This window comes from Bacillus sp. FDAARGOS_1420 (assembly GCF_019344915.1).
In the GTDB taxonomy this organism is placed as follows: domain Bacteria; phylum Bacillota; class Bacilli; order Bacillales; family Bacillaceae_G; genus Bacillus_A; species Bacillus_A mycoides.
Genome location: NZ_JAHWJB010000001.1, coordinates 581,551 through 599,290, shown reverse-complemented (window position 1 = coordinate 599,290; position 17,740 = coordinate 581,551). Strand labels below are relative to the sequence as shown.

The following is a 17,740-nucleotide window of genomic DNA, read 5'->3' as shown; positions in this document are numbered from 1 at the left end:
GAAACACACAATGGTCATTACATTTAATAAATCTGAAGCATTTATTAAAGCGAAAGCGAAATTAACGGATGCCTTAACTAATGCAGAAAGTACAGAGCAAGAACAATCGAAAGCATTTGAGAATTTCTTTGATGCATTACAAACAGATGTAGCGAACTCAGTTCGTGAGCAAGTAAATAATGATATGCTTGATCGTTCTATTCTGCAGCAACGTGGTCAAAACGTCCTAACTTCAGCAGAAACAAAATTCTTTAACGCTGTTGTACAAGAGGGTGGATTCAAAGATGATTCTATTCTTCCTAAAACTACGCAAGAGCGCGTATTTGAAGATGTAGTAACCGAACATCCATTATTAGAGGCTGTAGGACTACAAGATTTAGGAGCGGTCACGAAGTTTATTTATTCTGATGCAACTAAAGCTTATGTATGGGGGCCTTTATTTGGTGAAATCAAGGGTCAAGTAAATGCGGCATTCCGTGAAGAACAAATTGGCCAACTTAAATTAACTGCATTCGCAGCGATTCCAAATGATATGTTAGATCTTGGGCCTGAATGGGTTGAACGTTATGTTCGAACTTTATTAGTAGAATCTTATTCTGTTGGTTTAGAATATGGTTTTGTGAATGGTACAGGTGTAAATCAACCAATCGGTTTAATGAAAGACTTTAACTCTACTACAAATGCAGTAACAGATAAAAAATCATCTGGTACATTAACATTTGCTCCGTCTGAAAATGGTGTAGTAATTGCGGGTGAGCTTTATGAAGTAGTGAAATCCTTATCTGTGGATGGGAAAGGGAAATCTCGTAAAGTATTAAATAAAATTGTGATGGTTGTAAATCCTGTGGATGCAATTGGTGTACAAGCGCGTAATACAATTCAAACGGCAACAGGCCAATGGGTAATGGCACTACCATATAACATTCAAACTGTAGAATCTGAAGAAGTGCCAGTTGGTAAAGCGTTATTCTTTGTGAAGGGTCAATACCTTGCGGCAATTGCAGGTGGATACAAGCTTAAAAAATTTGACCAAACATTAGCAATTGAAGATGCTACACTTTATACAATCAAACAGTTTGCTAATGGTAAACCAAAAGATAATAAAGCAGCTCTTGTTTATGATTTAAAAATTTCTTTCACACCACCAACACCATCGGCACAAGGATGATGTAAATGGAAGCAGTAATTTCGAATGAAATATTACAACAATTCAAAGAAAGGATGAGATTAGGTGATGAGGAAGATGATAACCTAAAACGTATCATTTCTGCATCCAATGAAGCTTTAATAAAATTGTGTGGATCGTATGACATAAACAAAGATGAGACGTTCAAAGAATTAGTTTTTGAACGTTCTCGTTATGTCTATAATGATGCACTTGAGTATTTTACTAAAAACTTTTTAACCGAAATTAATAGTTTTGGTGTTGCAAAAGCATTAGAAGAAATTGTATTGAGTGGTGAATAATATGCAACCTTTCAAATACAAGCGACCATTAAACGCGGCAAAGTTAAATAAACGAATCATACTTGAGCATAAAACAGAAAGGAAGGATGAAGAAGGAAATGTTCGTCCGTCTAAATGGCTAGAGTTCGTAAAAGTATGGGCAGAACCTAAAACACCATTTGGTACAGGTTTTAGATCAGAAATATTTCAAGGAAATGCAGAGTTTGTTATTAAACTAATAAACTTTACCATTCGATATCGAGAAGGAATTCATTCAGCAATGCGTGTAAGGTATGATGAGAAGTTATACGAGATTAAGTCAGTTATCGATATCGACGAACAACATAAGGAAATGTGCCTTATTTGTGAGGAGCGATTAAATTGGCAGAATTAGAAATTTTCGGTATTGAGGAATGGATGAGGGATTTGGAACAGTTAGGACAAGATGTTCCCCAAATCACAAAGCAATCCTTACAAGCTGGAGCAAAGGTATTCAAAAAGAACTTAGAAAGAAATTCTCCTATCGGTCCGGAGGTACAAAAACCAACTCCCAAACAATCATGGCGAGATGGAAAACACGCTAAGGATGCTATTCATATAGGGAAAGTTATAAAGAAAGGCAATTCCTATTCAATTGAAATTGGATGGGACAAATCGGATAATTCTCCGCATTATTATATGGAATTTCAAAACTGGGGAACAAGTGAAAATCCAAATCCACCGCACAAAGGGTTTGCTGAGAAAACTTTAATCCAAAGTGAAAAAGAAGCCTTAAAAGAAATGAAAAGAGAATTTATGCGGAGGCTTACAGGACGATGAAAAATTTAAATAAGGAAATATTCGATGTTTTACGTACAGATGTAGATATTAAATCTGAGTTAGGTGGAGAATTCATATATCAATTTGTCAAAGGAAATGACAAAACAGATATATGGATTACATTTTCAGAGTTAAATAGTTCTCCTGGGCTATACGCGGAGAATGAGAAAAAAACCACTAACGTTATGTATCAGGTTGATATATGGTCAATGGCACCAATCAAAACACAATTAAAAAATGCAGTTCAGGCAGCTATGAAAAAGCTGTCTTTTCAGCGTGTAAGTACTTATCCAAATTATGAAATGGATACAAAAATGTATCGATATGGTTTTCGTTTTATAACGGAAATTATGAATGAAGGAGGAAAATGAACGATGGCAATGACAATCGATTTTAGAGATTTACATTACGCGATTTTAACAGAAACACCAGATGGTAAATTTACTTACACGACACCAAAACGAATTGGTAAAACAGTGAGTGGTAAAGCAGCACCTAAAGCAGAATCAGTAACTTTTTATGCTGAAGGTGGACCAGCAGCAACAGCGAGTGCTTTTGGTGGAACAGAAATTGAGTTAGAAGTAGATACATTACCTTTATCCGTGTACGCGGAGTTGTTGGGTAAAAAGGTTGTAAAAGGTCAAGTTGTTGATAATACAAGTGATGTACCACCTTATGTAGCATTACTATATCGTTTACCTTACGACAACGGAAAAAATCTATATGTATGCTATTACAAAATGAAGTTTGAGCTTCCAAGTGATGAGCACAAAACAGCAGAAGACAAACCGACATTCCAAAGTGCGAAAATGAAAGGGAAAGCAATCCAACGTTCTGATGGCAACTGGAGACATCGTTTAGACGAAGAGGAAGTTGGTTTTGATCCAACTGTTGCAGCGAACTGGTTCAAGGCCGTACCAACGCCACCAACAGCAGCTTAAAATAATAATGGAAGGGGTAGCTGATGCTATCCCTATTTTAATGTAGGAGGAAAACCGAATGAAAATTACATTGCAAAATGCAGAGGGACAAAAAGATTATCATTTACCACAGTTTATTCCGGGTTCAGCCACTTTTGAAGCATCTACATTTGCAGATGAATTACAAGCGGATCTTGTCCCAAAAGAAACAATTGAAAGAGCAGCTCATTTTATAGCTCGTATATATGGAGGTCAATTTACAGCGCAAGAGTTTGTTGATGGTACACATGTATGGTTTTTAAGTTTAACAATACATTCCGTTTGTTTAACAATTATGGGCCGTTTAAATGAGGCAATACAAGTAATGGAAACGGTAGAAGATGCGAAAAAAAAGTTGATGAAACAGCTAGAGATGAAGCCGAAAAGAAAACGTTCAAATACGAAGACATCGTGATTGATATATATAACGTCCTGATGGATGCAGGAATGACACAAAATCAAATTAATGAGATGGATATTGCGTTTTATTTTACCTGTATGGCTCGAAAACAAAAGGCAAATCGTGTGACATCAGCTAATCAAGCGCCAGCATGGTTATAAAGGTAGGTGAGAATTTAAATGACACTAGGAGATCATACAATAGGTGGTCGTGTCCGTTTGGACACAGATCAATTTGAAAATGGAATTGCAGGTATGAATCGAAGTCTAAAAAGAATAGATGCTGAATTTCGAAACACTTCGGAACAGTTACGCGGCGTTGGTTCTGAGATGGATCAATTGCAAAATAAGTCAAACCATCTCAATCAAAAGATGGAAGCGCAAACGCAAAAAATGAAGCATTATGAGCAAGCTTTGAGGACTTCGCAACAAAAACAACAAGAAATGCGCCAAAAATGTGAGCAGCTAGCTACATCTATGCAACAATTAGAACAAGAAATACAGCAAAGCACGCAGGCATACGGGAAAAATGCCCAAGAAACAAAAGACTTACAAGCTCAATATAATCAATTACAGCAAGAATATAAGCAAGGTACACAAGCTTTACAGCGATTAACTGCACAAGTTTCTCGAAATGATACAGCCTTTCATAACGCTTCAGCGGCGTTACATCGTTTTCGTAATGAATTAGGTGATACAGAAGAAAGAATGGAGCAACTAAGCAACGTTTTTGGAAGAGTACGAGAGCGTATGAATGAAGTCGGAAATAGTATGCAAGAGACTGGCACTAGAATTAGTCAAGGATTTGGAGCAGCGGCAGTTGGTGTAGCGGCTGGAGTTGGAGCTTTAGTAGTAAATGCGAGTCAATTTGAAGAGGCAAACAAGAAGGTGCAGGCTGGTTTAGGATTAACAAGGGAAGAAAGCTTAAAAGTTAGTGCTGTAGCAAGAGAAGTATGGCGTGAAGGCTATGGTGAAGATTTAGCTAGCGTTAGCGATTCTTTAGTTAAAGTAAAGCGCAATATTAAAGATATAAATGATGATGACACATTAAAACAAGTGACTCGAGATAGTGAAATATTAGCTGAAACAATGGAGTCGGATGTAAACGAGGTAACTCGTGGTGCAGCTCAATTAATGGGGCGGTTTGGTTTATCGGGTCAACAAGCTTTTGATTTATTAGCGCAAGGTTCTGCAAAGGGTTTAAACTATTCTAATGAGTTGTTTGATAATTTAAGTGAGTATGGACCATTATTTAATGAAATGGGATTTAGTGCTGAAGAAATGTTCACAATCCTTATTAATGGTAGTAAAAACGGTGCATATAATCTCGATTATGTGAACGATGTAATGAAAGAGTTCCAAATCCGTGTGAAGGATGGTTCAAAATCTACTTCAGATGCTATGGGACAAATGTCAGAAGGTACACAAAAAGTATGGAAAGAGTTTTTAAAAGGGAAAGGCACAGTAAAAGATGTTTTCAATGCTGTTTTAAATGAGTTACGAACAACTGATGATCAAATTAAAGTAAATCAGTTAGGCGTTGCACTTTTTGGCGTGAAATGGGAAGATCTCGAAGCTACTACTATGTTATCTTTAAACAATATGGAAACGGGATTAGGAAACTATAGTGGTGCAATGAATAAAATGGTTGACGGTTATGATACGAGTGCAAAACAATGGAAATCCGTTACTCGTGAATTACAAATTGCATTAGAACCACTTGGCAAGGTGATTTTAGATATTGCTAAACAAGCTATACCTGAACTAAAAGAATCTATTAAAGGCGTAGCAGATTGGTTCAACGGATTAGATGATAGTGCGAAAAAAGTATATGGTACATCCTTATTATTAGCCCCGGTCGTATTAGGGGTGGTGAGTGCTCTTGGAATGCTTTCGTTTGCTGTAGGTGCAATTATAGCAAATCCAATTGTTGCGACAATTGGTGGTGTTGTAATTGGGTTAGGTGCATTGGGATTTGCTGTTGCTGAAGCGGGTAAAAAAGCGAAACAAGCAGAAGAAGATAGCCGGAAATTTGGCGAGGGTGTAAGTGAAGGTACAAAAAAAGCAATTGAAGGATACGTAAACTTAAAAGAAAAAGCTTTTAAAACATTAGATGAAATTCCTGTACTTACTGGAGATAAAGCGAAAGAAGCTGTTCAGCGAGCGCATGATGAATTCGGTAAGTTAGCAGACGAAGCTATTCAAGCAATAAATAAAGATAAAGGCAAGCTTCAGGCTCATTTAGATAGTTGGTTTTCAGGTGAAACAGATTCAGCTGTATTAAGAGCAAAAGATAAAATTCTTAATGATCAAATGGAAGTATTTAAAGCGCAAGAAGAAGCGGTTATCAAAGCGAACGAGAAGATACAAAGCTTACTCACACAATATAATGGACAAATATATAAAATGAGCGCAGCTGATAAGTATGTATTTCTTGCAGCTTTAAAATCCATTGATAGTGAAGTTGGAAAATCAGCATCTAAAAGTGTAGATGAGATTCAAAAAATCAGCAAAGCAATGGATAATTTCAATAAGAATACGTCTGTTGAAACGATTCAAGGAAAAGTAAAAGATTTAGGAAAACAATATACAAGTTTATATAATAACTTAGATAAAGCAAGACAAAAAGAAATAGAGTTTGCGAAAAGTAAAATAGCTGATACCAAGGGACAAGAAGTTGCAATTGCGCAAATTAATAAGAAATATTCTGAGCAGTCTATCCTCATAACAGAGGGCTATAAACAACGGCTAAAGCAAGCTCAAGAAGTGTTAAAGTCTAAAGGAATTGAAATGGACTTGACAACGGGTATTACAAAAGCCGAACAAGAAAAAATTACAATACAAGGTAGAAGCTTTGGTGAATACGTTAAGAATTCAGAAATGATTGAGAGCAAGAATGATAATCTCTTTAGAAGGCTTCAAGAACGATCAGCAAAAGAGTCTGAATTACGCAAAAAAAGTGCGGAAGAAGTAAAAAGATATGGTGAGGCTTTACTTGCGAATTCTAATACTGTTTATGACAGTCTTTTTCAATCTACTCGTGAAAAGGCTGTGCAAGTTGGTAGTGATATCGCTTATGCTCTGGAAGATGGTACAAAGGCTGTTCATTTAGGAGAAAAAGGCGTAGTAAAGGTAGAAGAATTTGTTGATGGGATAAAAACGGGAAAATATAAGGTTCAGGATGTAGCAGTTGCTCTCATTAGTACCATGCGCATTGAAATGGGGAATAAATCATTAACAGCAGAAGGTAGTAAGGTTATGACAACATTTGCAGAGGGTTTAAAGCAAATGAACGTATCTGATATTGCAGCCAAATTAAATATCGATCTTAAGAAAAATTTAGAAATCGATTTAGGTCCGCTTGGCAAGATGACAACCACACAATTTGTACATGGTTTAAAAGAAGGCACAGTTGGTATTGACGCTGTGTTTATTTTCTTTCAACAACATGTATCGAAATTAACTGCAACCGATTTATCTAAAGAGGGAACAAAAATCATGTCTACTTTAAAAACAGGCATGGAAATGGGATTTGTTAGCGTCCAAGATATTTTGAAACAACTCGGTGTAAGTATTGAAGATGAAACAAAATATGATCTTGGAGAAAATGGACAAGTAACAATCGGGTCGCTTGTACAAGGTATGCAGAATGGTCAATTTCATATTGATCAGGCACTTGAAGTTATTAGACAAATGGTTGTAACAAAGACAAACGTCGATACAACACAACAAGGAGCAAACATCTCGCAAACAACAGCAGCTGGAATTCGTCAAAGTGGCGGACAACCAGTTCAAGCGGCGGGTGAAGTGAAACAAGGAATAGAGCAAACGCTTGGTTCAACGACAGATGGAAACGGCGGAGCAATGTCTACTTTGTTTATGAGGCAATTCATGGCACAAAATAAGCCGGGGATTGTTGGAGAAGCAAGTGGAATAAAACAAGGTGTAGAGCAACAATTAGGGAGTACAACTGATAATAATGGTGGTAATCATTCCACTTCCATGATGAGAAATAATATTGCAAACAATCAAGGGAATGTGAATGGAGCAGCCGCAGGTGTAAAACAAAGTGTGCAAGGGACTTTAGGAAGTACAACGGATGGAAATGGTGGCGCAGCATCAACTGCTATGATGCAAGGTAAAATTAACGGCAATAAAGGAAGTGTAGTCGGAGCGGCATCAGGAGTCAAGCAAGGTGTGGAAGGAACGCTGGGTAGTGCAACAGATGGTGGCGGTGGTGCTAGAGCTGGTATTGAATTTGCTAGAGGAGTAGGAGGCCAAACTGGAAGTGCACGATCTAGTGGTGTAAATGTTGCGGAGAGTGGTAAAAGTGGTTTAAATAGCGTAAGTGCTAATAGTGTAGGTGGTAGCTTTGCGCAAGGTTTCGTCGACGGAATGTCCAGTAAAGGTTCAATTGTATCCAGGGTTGCTTCGGGATTAGCACAGGGGGCATTTGCTGCATTGAGAGCCACGCTTGATGTAAACTCACCCTCGAAGCTTACAAGGGATCAGGGTGGTATGCCATTTGGTGAAGGTTTTGCTTTAGGTATTAAACAGTCATCACCTATGGCTGAAAAAGAAAGCCGTACACTTGCATTTCAAGCGAATGATGCTTTAGTAAATGAGTTGGATAAAAATGAACACACTTTTGCAGGAGTCCGAATGGCACAAGGACTTGCGTCAGGTATTAAGAGTCAATCTTCAATCGTTCGTGATGCCTTACAAGATACTGTGGAAGGTGCAATGGATGGAATCCGCTCTTTTAAACAAAATCAAATCCTTCGTTTACAGGGGAACTTTTCTGGTAACATGCGTGAAATCGTTTCAAATATCGGAAGGAATATAGCAAGATTTGAAAATCTTGGCTCAATGGATATAAGCCGTTTAGGGGCATGGAAAAATGTTATTTCAAGTAATAACAGCAACCGTGAATACGCGCCTGTTGATAATAGATCGGCGCAAACTAAAACACCAACACAAATTGTGAATCATTTCTACAATCAAGATACATCTGAAGTAATGAGACAACAGCAAAGAGTGCTAAATGAAGTTGCTTTCACATGGGGAGGGACATCATGAGTAAGCGAGTGATAATCGAAAATCAAAGACTAGAAAAAGTGGAATTCGGACCATTGCCACCATATGTCCTTACTTCAATTGATCTTTCGGGAAGTGAAGCTGAATTTTCCCAAACACAAGGATATATGCAAGACGGTTTTACACCTGTTTCGGTAACGATGAAAGGGATGCAGTATCCACTTGAGTTTTATATCGAAGCACCTCATGCCAAAGAATTGTTCGAATTACGTAGAAAATTAAATCGTGTGTTACATCCAAAGGCAGGGCCATTCACAGTAACTGTGCAAATGCCACATGGTATATTCCAAAATACAATAATTATTGAAAACTTACCGAAATACAGGGTAGAAGACGAACAATTTTTGATTTTACAACAAGGATTATTTCATATTACTACCTCAGATCCATATTGGAAAAATGAAAGCGATATAGAAGTACCGTTATTATCATGGACACCAAAATTTAGTTTTCCTTTTTCATGTAAACCAACCGTGCAATTTGGATATAAAGGTGAACAACAAAAGGTAATCAATAATGGTGATGAGGAAACACCTGTTAAAATAGAGGTGTTTGGGCCTTGTACAAATCCAAGGGTCACGAATCTTACAACGATGAAAGGTATACAAATCAACCGGGATATTCTTGCAGGAGAACGTCTTGAAATCAATACAGCATATGGTCAAAATACAGTTGAACTTGTAGGTATAGATGGAACGAAAACGAATGCATACAACTGGATTGCTCCGGGAGTCAGGTTGAATGAATTTAGATTACAGGTTGGTCTAAATATAGTAGATTATAGTGCGAATGCAGGTAGGGAGAGCGCTACGGTTCGTATTCGTTTTAGAGAAAGATATACAGGGATATAAAATAAAAGAAAGGGGTGAGAACGTATCATGGCAGAGCGTTCTTTTTTCTTTGATGGCGAAGATAAATTATATAATTCGCAAGATTTTGCTCAATTATTTGATATGTTTTTCGGAACGGGAGTTGTAAAAGGATATTTGCATCATATGAATATCATTTCTATATCGGATGGTATGAAAACTTCTGTGAACGCAGGATGTGCGGTGATATATGGGAGAGGATATATCCTTGAGGGGTTACGTATTTTCGTACATGATCCAGCGCATGCTACGTTAGACCGTATAGATCGGATTGTTTTACAGTTAAACCTTGCAACTAGAAGCATTCATCTTGTGGTAAAAAAGGGAGTGGTAGCAGCAATTCCAGTACCTCCAGCATTACAACAAGACAATATGAACAATGGAGGTATGATATATGAGTTACCAATTGCCCAAGTTCGAATTATAAAAGGAAAATCATTTATTGAGGGTACGCAAATCACTGATGAGCGTACTTTTTGTGATTTACAGGGACAAACAGGTTTATATGCGAAGAAGAAACAATCAAGTTGGGTTGTACCAGCGTTTAGAAACGGATGGACACCAGCAAGGAAAGATGGAATGGTTTCTTATTTTCTAGATGATTTTGGAGTGATTCATTTTCGAGGGGCAGTTATGAGTGGATACAAAGACAATGGGATGGTTATTTTACAAATTCCAAGTGATCTAGCTCCACTGGAACCGCAATATAGACCTGTTACTACAATTGACAATAATGGGTGGTTTGCGATTGGTCATGTTGTGATGTGGTCAGATGGACAATTGATATGTAAAAGTGTACCGGTAAATAAAGAGGTAGATATTTCTACCATTTCGTATCCAACAAAATACGCACACCAATAAGAGAGGGGAAAAGGAATTGATTATCTATACACCAGACTTAGAAAAAATCGGTGAAATTAGTAATTATGAATCACTTACTTTTGGACGTTCATGGGAAGATGTTGGAACCTTTGCATTACAAGTTCCCAACGATGCCAAATATGCAAGCAGTCTCTTTGATGATAACTTTATTTTAATAGATGAAAAGCGTGTAGGAATGATCACAAATTATTCTATAGATAAAAATGATAAAAGAACGGTAAAAGGATTTCAATTAAAAAAGATATTGGGTAACCGAATCATTACTCCACCAGCAAATACAACCCATGATAGACGGTATGCAGATGCAGAAACGGTTATGAAACATTATGTGGATAGGCATGCGGTATATCCATCAGATTCAAATCGATTGATTCCGAATCTTGTTATAAAGGTAAATCAAAAAAGAGGAGGATATATACAAGTTGAAAGTCGTTTGAAAAATCTAGCCGAACAACTAAAAGAAATATCCCTAGCTTCTGAGTTAGGATGGGATGTATATCTAGATGAAAACACTAGACAATTTGTTTTCGATGTTTTTGCTGGGAAAAACTTGACAAGGCATCAACAGACGTATCCACCTGTCATTTTTTCCGTTGCTTTAGAAAATGTCCTGGAACGTGAATTTGAAAAAGACACATCAAATTATAAAAATACAGTATACGTCGGCGGACAGGGTGAGGGAGAAGAAAGAAGGATTGTAGAGGTTTCGACAGAGCGGGCCAAAGGTTTATCGAGAAAAGAGGTGTTTATCGATGCTAGAGATGTAAGTAATCAAACAGAAGATAAAAAAGATAAACCCGAATCTGAAATGTATCAAATGCTTGCAGATCGTGGCCGACAGAAACTAGAGAGCGAATACAATGAGATTGTTTCGTTTGCTTGTGTGATAACGGAGAAACCAGGGATGGAATATGAGAAGGATTGGACAATAGGGGATATTGTAACATGTGAAGATGAAAAGATTGGGATAATAATGGATGCAAGGATTACGGATGTGGAAGAAGTGTATGCAAATAACAAACGAGAATGGAAAGTAACATTTGGGGCAAAACGTATGGATATCACAAGGGTATGGCAAAGAGAGCTTTCTCAACTAAAAAATATCATTCGAAACTAAGGCCATACAGGGTCTTTTTTTGATTGGCAAGGAGTGAAGAGATTGAAACGTTCCTATGAAATAATCGTAGATACGCGACAAGAAAATCGTATGTATGATATAGAGTTTTCCAAAAATAATTTGAATACGTCAGAATTAATCATAAACATCACGGAAGATGAACATCAGCCCTTTGTGTTACAAGATACAGATACCATTGTGATTGCGTTCAAGAAACCAGACCAAACGTTGGTATTTCAAAACAAGGATATTAAGATCCTAGATAAAGAAAAGGGAAAAATCAGTGTTTCTTTGACGACGCAAACACTTGCAAAAACAGGCACAGTATTTTGTGAAATATCCATTGAACGAGAAGAATTAGGTGTGAAAAAACGAATCAGCACCTTTCCGTTTTCTTTCAAAGTTAGGGATTCATTATTAGCAGATGATAACATGGAATCGAAAAATGAATTTCAGCTTTTTGAAAAGATTATGAAAGCTGGGAAGACATTAGAAGGAGTGGATGTAACTACAATTACAGACTTCCTTCCGAATCAACGGGATTTTATTGCATTACTTCGGAACCATAACACTTCATCGAACATGTATACACGTATTGTAGGGGACCGTACATTGGATATACTGCTACCACTTCGTGGGAACAAGGTGGCCCATTACACGTTGCGTAAAGATACAAAAGATGACTATGTAAAATTAGAAGATTGTGCGATTTCAAATTTGAGTGTTGTAGCCCAGAAGGTGAATGCAATCAACTATACAAGCGATACAGGAGCCGTGCAAAAGGCGAATCTGCCAAACTATTACACGACTACAGTAGGTGATACATTCACATTTACATTTGATGGAACGGGTTTTGACTTTCAACATTTCACTGATAATCGTGGTGGACTATGGGAGTTCAAGGTGGATGGTACGGTAGTAAAAACAATAAGTACACACATTAACGATGTTCCAACGAACGAATTAAAAGTGAATTATGGAACCCGTTCAGTTGTACGGGGTTTAGCAAAAGGAACACATACGGTCGTAGCAACTTTCAAAGGTGACGATCCAGCTAATCCTCCGGCAAGTGGCACGAATACTGCAAGAGGATGGGTGAAGAATGATACGGGATATGCACAAGCAGCAGAAGCACATAAGACTGCGTTAGTATACGATGACCTACTAAATCCAGTTAAAGAGGTAGACTTACTGGTCCCGTTTTCTAATAAAGAATTCGCATTTCGTATGAAACCAAACGGCTCATCTGTAGCAGCCGAATGGATACCAGAGCATCGTGCCGCTACGGTATTTAAAGTCAGTCAAAAAATTTATATTGACGATAAAGAAATAAATTCTTGGACAGCAGATGCAACTGTAAAAGAAGCACAAATGGTAAGAGTGGTACAAGCTATGAAAGGATTCCATCCTTCCGATCTAACGAATGCATTATGTGAGATTTATTCTGTTCATACTGTTACAAATCAAGGTGTGACGTTTGATATAAAAATAAAATGGTTACAAGATACTTTCATAGAAGATGGTTATATAGCAATGCTTCCGGGGAGCCGTCCATTTGTAGAAAAATTGGTAGATGCGACAGGGAAATCATTTGATACAATTGCATCAGATAACAGTTATAAAGATGTACCAAATAGTGAGAAAATGGCAAGCTATGCCATGCTAAACAAAGAAAGAGAGTATGTAGTAGCCATGAAAATAAATAATATTCATGCAGGTTTACGTAAAGGGCAAACCGGAATACGTAATCCGCTCGTCTGGTTACAGCATCGAGATGCCACTTTGCAGAAGCTATATCCACAAGTGTACAAAAACTGTGTAGTAAAAGCAGGTGAAACTCATCCATTTAGCGCAACATACTTCGTTGGTGAACTACCACTCGCAGCACAGTTATTGATATAAAACTTAATAAAATACGGCTTTGATAACAAAGAGGGGCAATTTCGTTTCTCTTTTTTTATTGGTCAAAGGAGATGAGAACAGTGGAAGATGCAATTTTTAATTCAATGGTTCAACAAGGAGCATTCGCAGCGTTATTCGTGTGGATGCTTTTTACTACGCAAAAAAAGAACGAACAGCGTGAAGAACAGTATCAAAAAGTGATAGAGAAGAATCAGGAAGTGATTACGAAGCAAGCAGAGGCATTTGGAGATTTATCGAAGGATGTATCTGAGATTAAACAAAAAATTTTAGGGAATGGAGAGGTTCAATCATGACTCGTTATAGTGTACATGGTGGTCATAACAGTATTGTACAAGGTGCTAATTGGGGGAATAGAAAAGAACACATTCTGGATCGTCAGGTGAAAGACGCGGTTGCAGATAAGTTAAGAGTTCTTGGTCATACCGTTTATGATGATACGGACGAAACAGGGGCTACGCAATCACGAAACTTATCAAATATCGTTCAGAACTGTAATTCGAATGATGTTGATCTTGTTATTTCTTTTCATTTGAACGCTTATAATGGATCTGCTAACGGTGTAGAAGTTTGTTATTACGATCAACAAGCTTTGGCAGCGAAGGTGTCTGCCAAACTTTCGAAAGATATCGGCTGGAAGGACAGGGGAGCGAAAGAGCGTAAAGAATTAGCGGTATTAAGAGGTACGAAAGCACCAGCAATTTTAATCGAACTTGGGTTCATCGATAATGATACGGATATGGAAAAATGGAATGTAGATAAGATTGCGAATGCCATCGTTTATGCTTTAACTGGACCAACAGTTTCGGGCGGTTCTAATCATAACGGTGCAGCTCCATCCACACAACCATCTAACAATGGGGTAGGTGTTGTTACGGTTACAGCGGATGTATTACGCGTTCGTACGGGATCAGGAACAAATTATGACATTGTGAAAAAGGTGTACCGAGGGGAACGATATCAATCTTGGGGCATTCAAAATGGATGGTATAACGTTGGAGGGGATCAATGGGTATCAGGGGAGTATGTGAGGTTTGAAGGATAGTATATCTATGGAACATAAGGGTTGGTATTATGAAGTGAGGTAAAGGCTGATCACAGCATAAGGTAAACTATAAACAAGGTGAATGAAAGGATTACATCTATTTTTTCACAGAATAAACGGGTACTATTTTCGATTTCACTATATGGCTCTTAAAACCTTCAACACAATGTTATGACTTGTATTCAAAGAAACTTAGGCATCATAGCACTATAGGTAATGTATGTATAGAACTATAATAAGTTTAAAAAGGCCTCCTTGAGGAGGCCGAGTAGTTACTGTGTAATAATTATAGGATTTTTCACTACATTTGAATATGTTTCGGATTTATTTGTCTTCGGATTGGTAATGGTAACCTCTTCAGTAATATCAAATGAATGGTCGTCGATTACGAAATTAGCTGTTGATTCTTTGAAATATACTTTTTGTTTTGCATGATCAAATACAAATGCGTTTTTAAGGGTATCATGGTTTATAATATATACATCATTTTTGTTTTCCCCATGATAGTTTATTTCCAAAGCATCGGAATTCATCTGATTAATTGTATGATTAAAAAATCCATATACTGTTGGAAATGCTTTGTTAGAATAATACGGTTTTTTTACAATCTGAGTATAATTCGCATTGCTCATTTGGTTAACTTCATCAGTTGTTACCCCTCTTACAGTCCATTTTTGATTTAAATCGTAGTCAAATGGACGTACTGTTTCTAGGGTACCAGTTGTACGGGTATTTTTGACTGAATATTTTACATCCATTTTGTCTCCAGGTTCAAGTGAATACGTATTTCCACCATATGAAAGCTTTTTAGAGTCCGAAATTGCCTTTTGATCCTGATTAGTAAATTTTTGTCCGGCTGTCAATTTCGCGCTTATTTTTGCTACGGCCTCCGATACTTTTCCAGATTCTATCGAAAGCTCTTGTCCAAATGAAAACTCCGTACCGCTAGTCACAGTTGCAGTGTTAGTAATAGTTTTTTCTACTGCTGGTATCTTGTGGGCTGGTTCTACTTTTCCAGTAGTATTTGTATAGTGATAAGTATCTATTTCTTCTTTTCCATTATCTAATGTTTGTACATCTGTTGCTTTGGTAATTCCGTGACTATCCAGAGTTAAGCAGTAATCTTTAAATTTCTTCAATCCCCACCAATGAGTATAATCCTGATCAGCACCAGTAGCAGCACCACCAGCACCAGCACCTAACGAATCAGTGGCAGCTTGCTCTTGTTGTGCTCCTGTTGTCTTTTCCTCAGCAAATGCAGAAGTTGTACCTCCTAATGCACTTACTCCTAAGGACATGGTTGCGACTGTTGCAAGAAGCGCTTGTTTGTATTTACGCTTTGCATGTTTTCGATCTTTGTACTTCATACGTAAATCTCCTTTTCTAGTTGAATTATTTTGTTAACTTGCATCACATCAAGTAGAGGTGATGTGCTTAAGTATAGGTCTGATGATCTATGTTGTATATGATGAAAAGTGCTTTTGACTAATGTCATAATTATCATTGAAAAATTATATGACGACACTATTTTCGTGAATCTTAAAAAAACTGAAATTACGAACATTTAAATTCGATTTTTATTGGAAATGGGTGTTTGTCAGAGTTTTATCCGGATGATAAACTAAAAATTTTTTAGAATATTCGTTGTTTAATATTGTCAAATTTACTACCATATTGAAATCCGAGCTAATTAAAGAATAGTTATAGATAAAAGTAATATTTGCTTTATCGAATTAGCAATGAATATGTTGGGAATAGAGGATTTTATTTGTATTTAATCCAAAATTAACATTCAATCATTCGCTGGAAAATATCCAGATTGCTAGTATGTATATTTGCTTTACGTTGTGCCATAATATGTATGTTTCTAAAACTATCTATGTAGTCGTAGACCACCTTTTTGAATGTTTTTGTAAAGTACCCAATGACATGCACTTTATCTATAGGCAAGTAACAGATAACTATAAAAAAAGAGCACCTTGGAGTGAGTAGAAGGTGCTCTCGTTGTATAGAAATGTTGGTGAATTCAGTATAGTATATGCAGGCTACATTATTGTATGCCACAATGTTGTCACTGGATGAAAGTTCTACTTCTCTATTTATTATGGAGCCACAATACCCGGCACACTTTCTTGATAAACACAGCTAAAATGGCATAAAAGTATTGGTATTAGCCCGAGCTTTCACAACGTAAGGCTGTATAAACCAAGTTTTACGCGCGGATAATTATCCTACATTTTCTTTGTATCTCGTCAAGTTGTTCCTCTGCTACTTGCTGAACTTCTATCTCCCACTGGTAAAGGTCACCCATTCTTCGTTGAAGCTCTTTATCTAAACGTTGTGTAAGGATGTTTTCGGTAGTGGCATACATTACAATGGAATCGATTGTAATGTATGCCATCGGGTGAAATAAGTGTATAAATAATTTGGTGCTTTTTCATACGTCCCTCCTATAACGTGTAGCGTGGTATATATTAATTGTATTGATATGTTGTAACGTGATATACTTCTACAATAATTATCGAGTTCCTTTAAAAATCACCTTGGGCTATTTCTAGTAATTTATAATAACTGGGATTACACCTTGAATTTGTAAAAATAGAAAATCCTGATTAAGTTATGGTTGAATTAGTTTATCTCTATAATATGTAGTTGTATTAGTCTAATATTTTGCTAGGAGTGATATGCCATGAGGTATTTATTAGCAGTTATTTGTCCACCTTTAGTTGTGTTACTTACTGGGAAACCTGTCCAAGCGCTACTTAGTTCTGACGATGTTTTTTTATTTTCCTGGATTAATTCATGCGGTATTTGTGGTACATGAGAAAAAGGCGGATAACCGTCTTGATAAGCAAATTAATGAATATGAAAGAATACATAAGCAGAATAGAGATTAACCACAAAAAACCTTTCGTGTAATTGAAAAGTTTTTTATTTAGGGATTATGTAATCTGCCCACATAATTATCGTTTTGTATCGAAAGTTATCGGTGACGAATAGTGTTAGGGAAAAACATAAATCATGAAACAAAAAAGGAGTCCTATAGCAGAAACGCCTTTTTGTAGTTGAGAATGAATAAGATACCAGTTATCCTAATCTGGTATCTTATTTGCTTATTCCAACTGTGTTTATGCGCGTTATAGATAGTATACCCTTATTTTTAAAAAATATAAACCAGGATAATTTT

The 17,740-nt window shown here is 36.9% G+C and carries 16 protein-coding genes; 15 read left to right on the top strand and 1 reads right to left on the bottom strand.

The genetic code is table 11. From position 1 onward, the window contains the following. Positions 1-10 precede the first annotated feature (10 nt). The 14 genes from I6L50_RS03095 to I6L50_RS03030 all read left to right on the top strand — a co-directional run bounded on the left by I6L50_RS03095 (position 11) and on the right by I6L50_RS03030 (position 14,553). Complete coding sequence (locus tag I6L50_RS03095; RefSeq protein WP_219300490.1) at positions 11-1,168, top strand: phage major capsid protein; 1,158 nt, start codon at positions 11-13, stop codon at positions 1,166-1,168. 5 nt (positions 1,169-1,173) lie between these two features. After that, positions 1,174-1,467 carry a hypothetical protein gene (locus I6L50_RS03090; protein ID WP_219300488.1) on the top strand — a complete coding sequence of 98 codons (294 nt, stop codon included), beginning with the start codon at positions 1,174-1,176 and terminating at the stop codon, positions 1,465-1,467. A gap of 1 nt (position 1,468) precedes the next feature. Further along, positions 1,469-1,840 (top strand): phage head closure protein, encoded by a 372-nt coding sequence (locus tag I6L50_RS03085; RefSeq protein ID WP_219300486.1) that lies wholly within the window; start codon positions 1,469-1,471, stop codon positions 1,838-1,840. Continuing rightward, the gene (locus I6L50_RS03080) at positions 1,828-2,265 is read left to right on the top strand and encodes an HK97-gp10 family putative phage morphogenesis protein (protein WP_219300485.1); all 438 of its coding nucleotides are present in this window, start codon (positions 1,828-1,830) and stop codon (positions 2,263-2,265) included. The genes I6L50_RS03085 and I6L50_RS03080 overlap by 13 nt, the downstream gene beginning before the upstream one ends. Continuing rightward, on the top strand, positions 2,262-2,636 hold the full coding sequence (gp17, locus tag I6L50_RS03075) for a tail completion protein gp17 (protein ID WP_219300483.1): 375 nt from the start codon (positions 2,262-2,264) through the stop codon (positions 2,634-2,636). Before I6L50_RS03080 ends, gp17 begins: the two co-directional genes overlap by 4 nt. Before the next feature lie 3 nt (positions 2,637-2,639). Continuing rightward, entirely contained in the window at positions 2,640-3,206 is a 567-nt protein-coding gene (locus tag I6L50_RS03070) for a major tail protein (RefSeq protein WP_219300481.1), read from the top strand. Between the two features lie 58 nt (positions 3,207-3,264). Continuing rightward, positions 3,265-3,639: a phage tail assembly chaperone G gene (gene gpG, locus I6L50_RS03065; protein WP_219300479.1), complete on the top strand. Its 375-nt coding sequence runs from the start codon at positions 3,265-3,267 to the stop codon at positions 3,637-3,639. A 164-nt stretch (positions 3,640-3,803) separates the two neighbouring features. Further along, a complete protein-coding gene (locus I6L50_RS03060) occupies positions 3,804-8,702 on the top strand; it encodes a phage tail tape measure protein (protein ID WP_219300477.1) in 4,899 nt (1,632 codons plus the stop codon). Beyond that, on the top strand, positions 8,699-9,571 hold the full coding sequence (locus I6L50_RS03055; protein ID WP_219300475.1) for a phage distal tail protein: 873 nt from the start codon (positions 8,699-8,701) through the stop codon (positions 9,569-9,571). Before I6L50_RS03060 ends, I6L50_RS03055 begins: the two co-directional genes overlap by 4 nt. A gap of 27 nt (positions 9,572-9,598) precedes the next feature. Next, positions 9,599-10,450: a structural protein gene (locus I6L50_RS03050; protein WP_219300473.1), complete on the top strand. Its 852-nt coding sequence runs from the start codon at positions 9,599-9,601 to the stop codon at positions 10,448-10,450. 16 nt (positions 10,451-10,466) lie between these two features. Next, a complete protein-coding gene (locus tag I6L50_RS03045) occupies positions 10,467-11,588 on the top strand; it encodes a siphovirus ReqiPepy6 Gp37-like family protein (protein ID WP_219300471.1) in 1,122 nt (373 codons plus the stop codon). Between the two features lie 42 nt (positions 11,589-11,630). Continuing rightward, positions 11,631-13,490 (top strand): BppU family phage baseplate upper protein, encoded by a 1,860-nt coding sequence (locus I6L50_RS03040; RefSeq protein WP_219300469.1) that lies wholly within the window; start codon positions 11,631-11,633, stop codon positions 13,488-13,490. 80 nt (positions 13,491-13,570) lie between these two features. Next, on the top strand, positions 13,571-13,804 hold the full coding sequence (locus I6L50_RS03035; RefSeq protein ID WP_219300467.1) for a BhlA/UviB family holin-like peptide: 234 nt from the start codon (positions 13,571-13,573) through the stop codon (positions 13,802-13,804). Next, positions 13,801-14,553 carry an N-acetylmuramoyl-L-alanine amidase gene (locus tag I6L50_RS03030; protein WP_219300465.1) on the top strand — a complete coding sequence of 251 codons (753 nt, stop codon included), beginning with the start codon at positions 13,801-13,803 and terminating at the stop codon, positions 14,551-14,553. The genes I6L50_RS03035 and I6L50_RS03030 overlap by 4 nt, the downstream gene beginning before the upstream one ends. Before the next feature lie 272 nt (positions 14,554-14,825). On the opposite strand, the gene I6L50_RS03025 is transcribed toward I6L50_RS03030, so the two are convergent. Next, a complete protein-coding gene (locus I6L50_RS03025) occupies positions 14,826-15,920 on the bottom strand; it encodes a hypothetical protein (RefSeq protein ID WP_219300463.1) in 1,095 nt (364 codons plus the stop codon). A 1,322-nt stretch (positions 15,921-17,242) separates the two neighbouring features. Here I6L50_RS03025 and I6L50_RS35795 point away from each other — a divergent pair. Further along, entirely contained in the window at positions 17,243-17,377 is a 135-nt protein-coding gene (locus tag I6L50_RS35795; RefSeq protein ID WP_374108349.1) for a hypothetical protein, read from the top strand. The last annotated feature ends 363 nt before the right edge of the window (positions 17,378-17,740 follow it).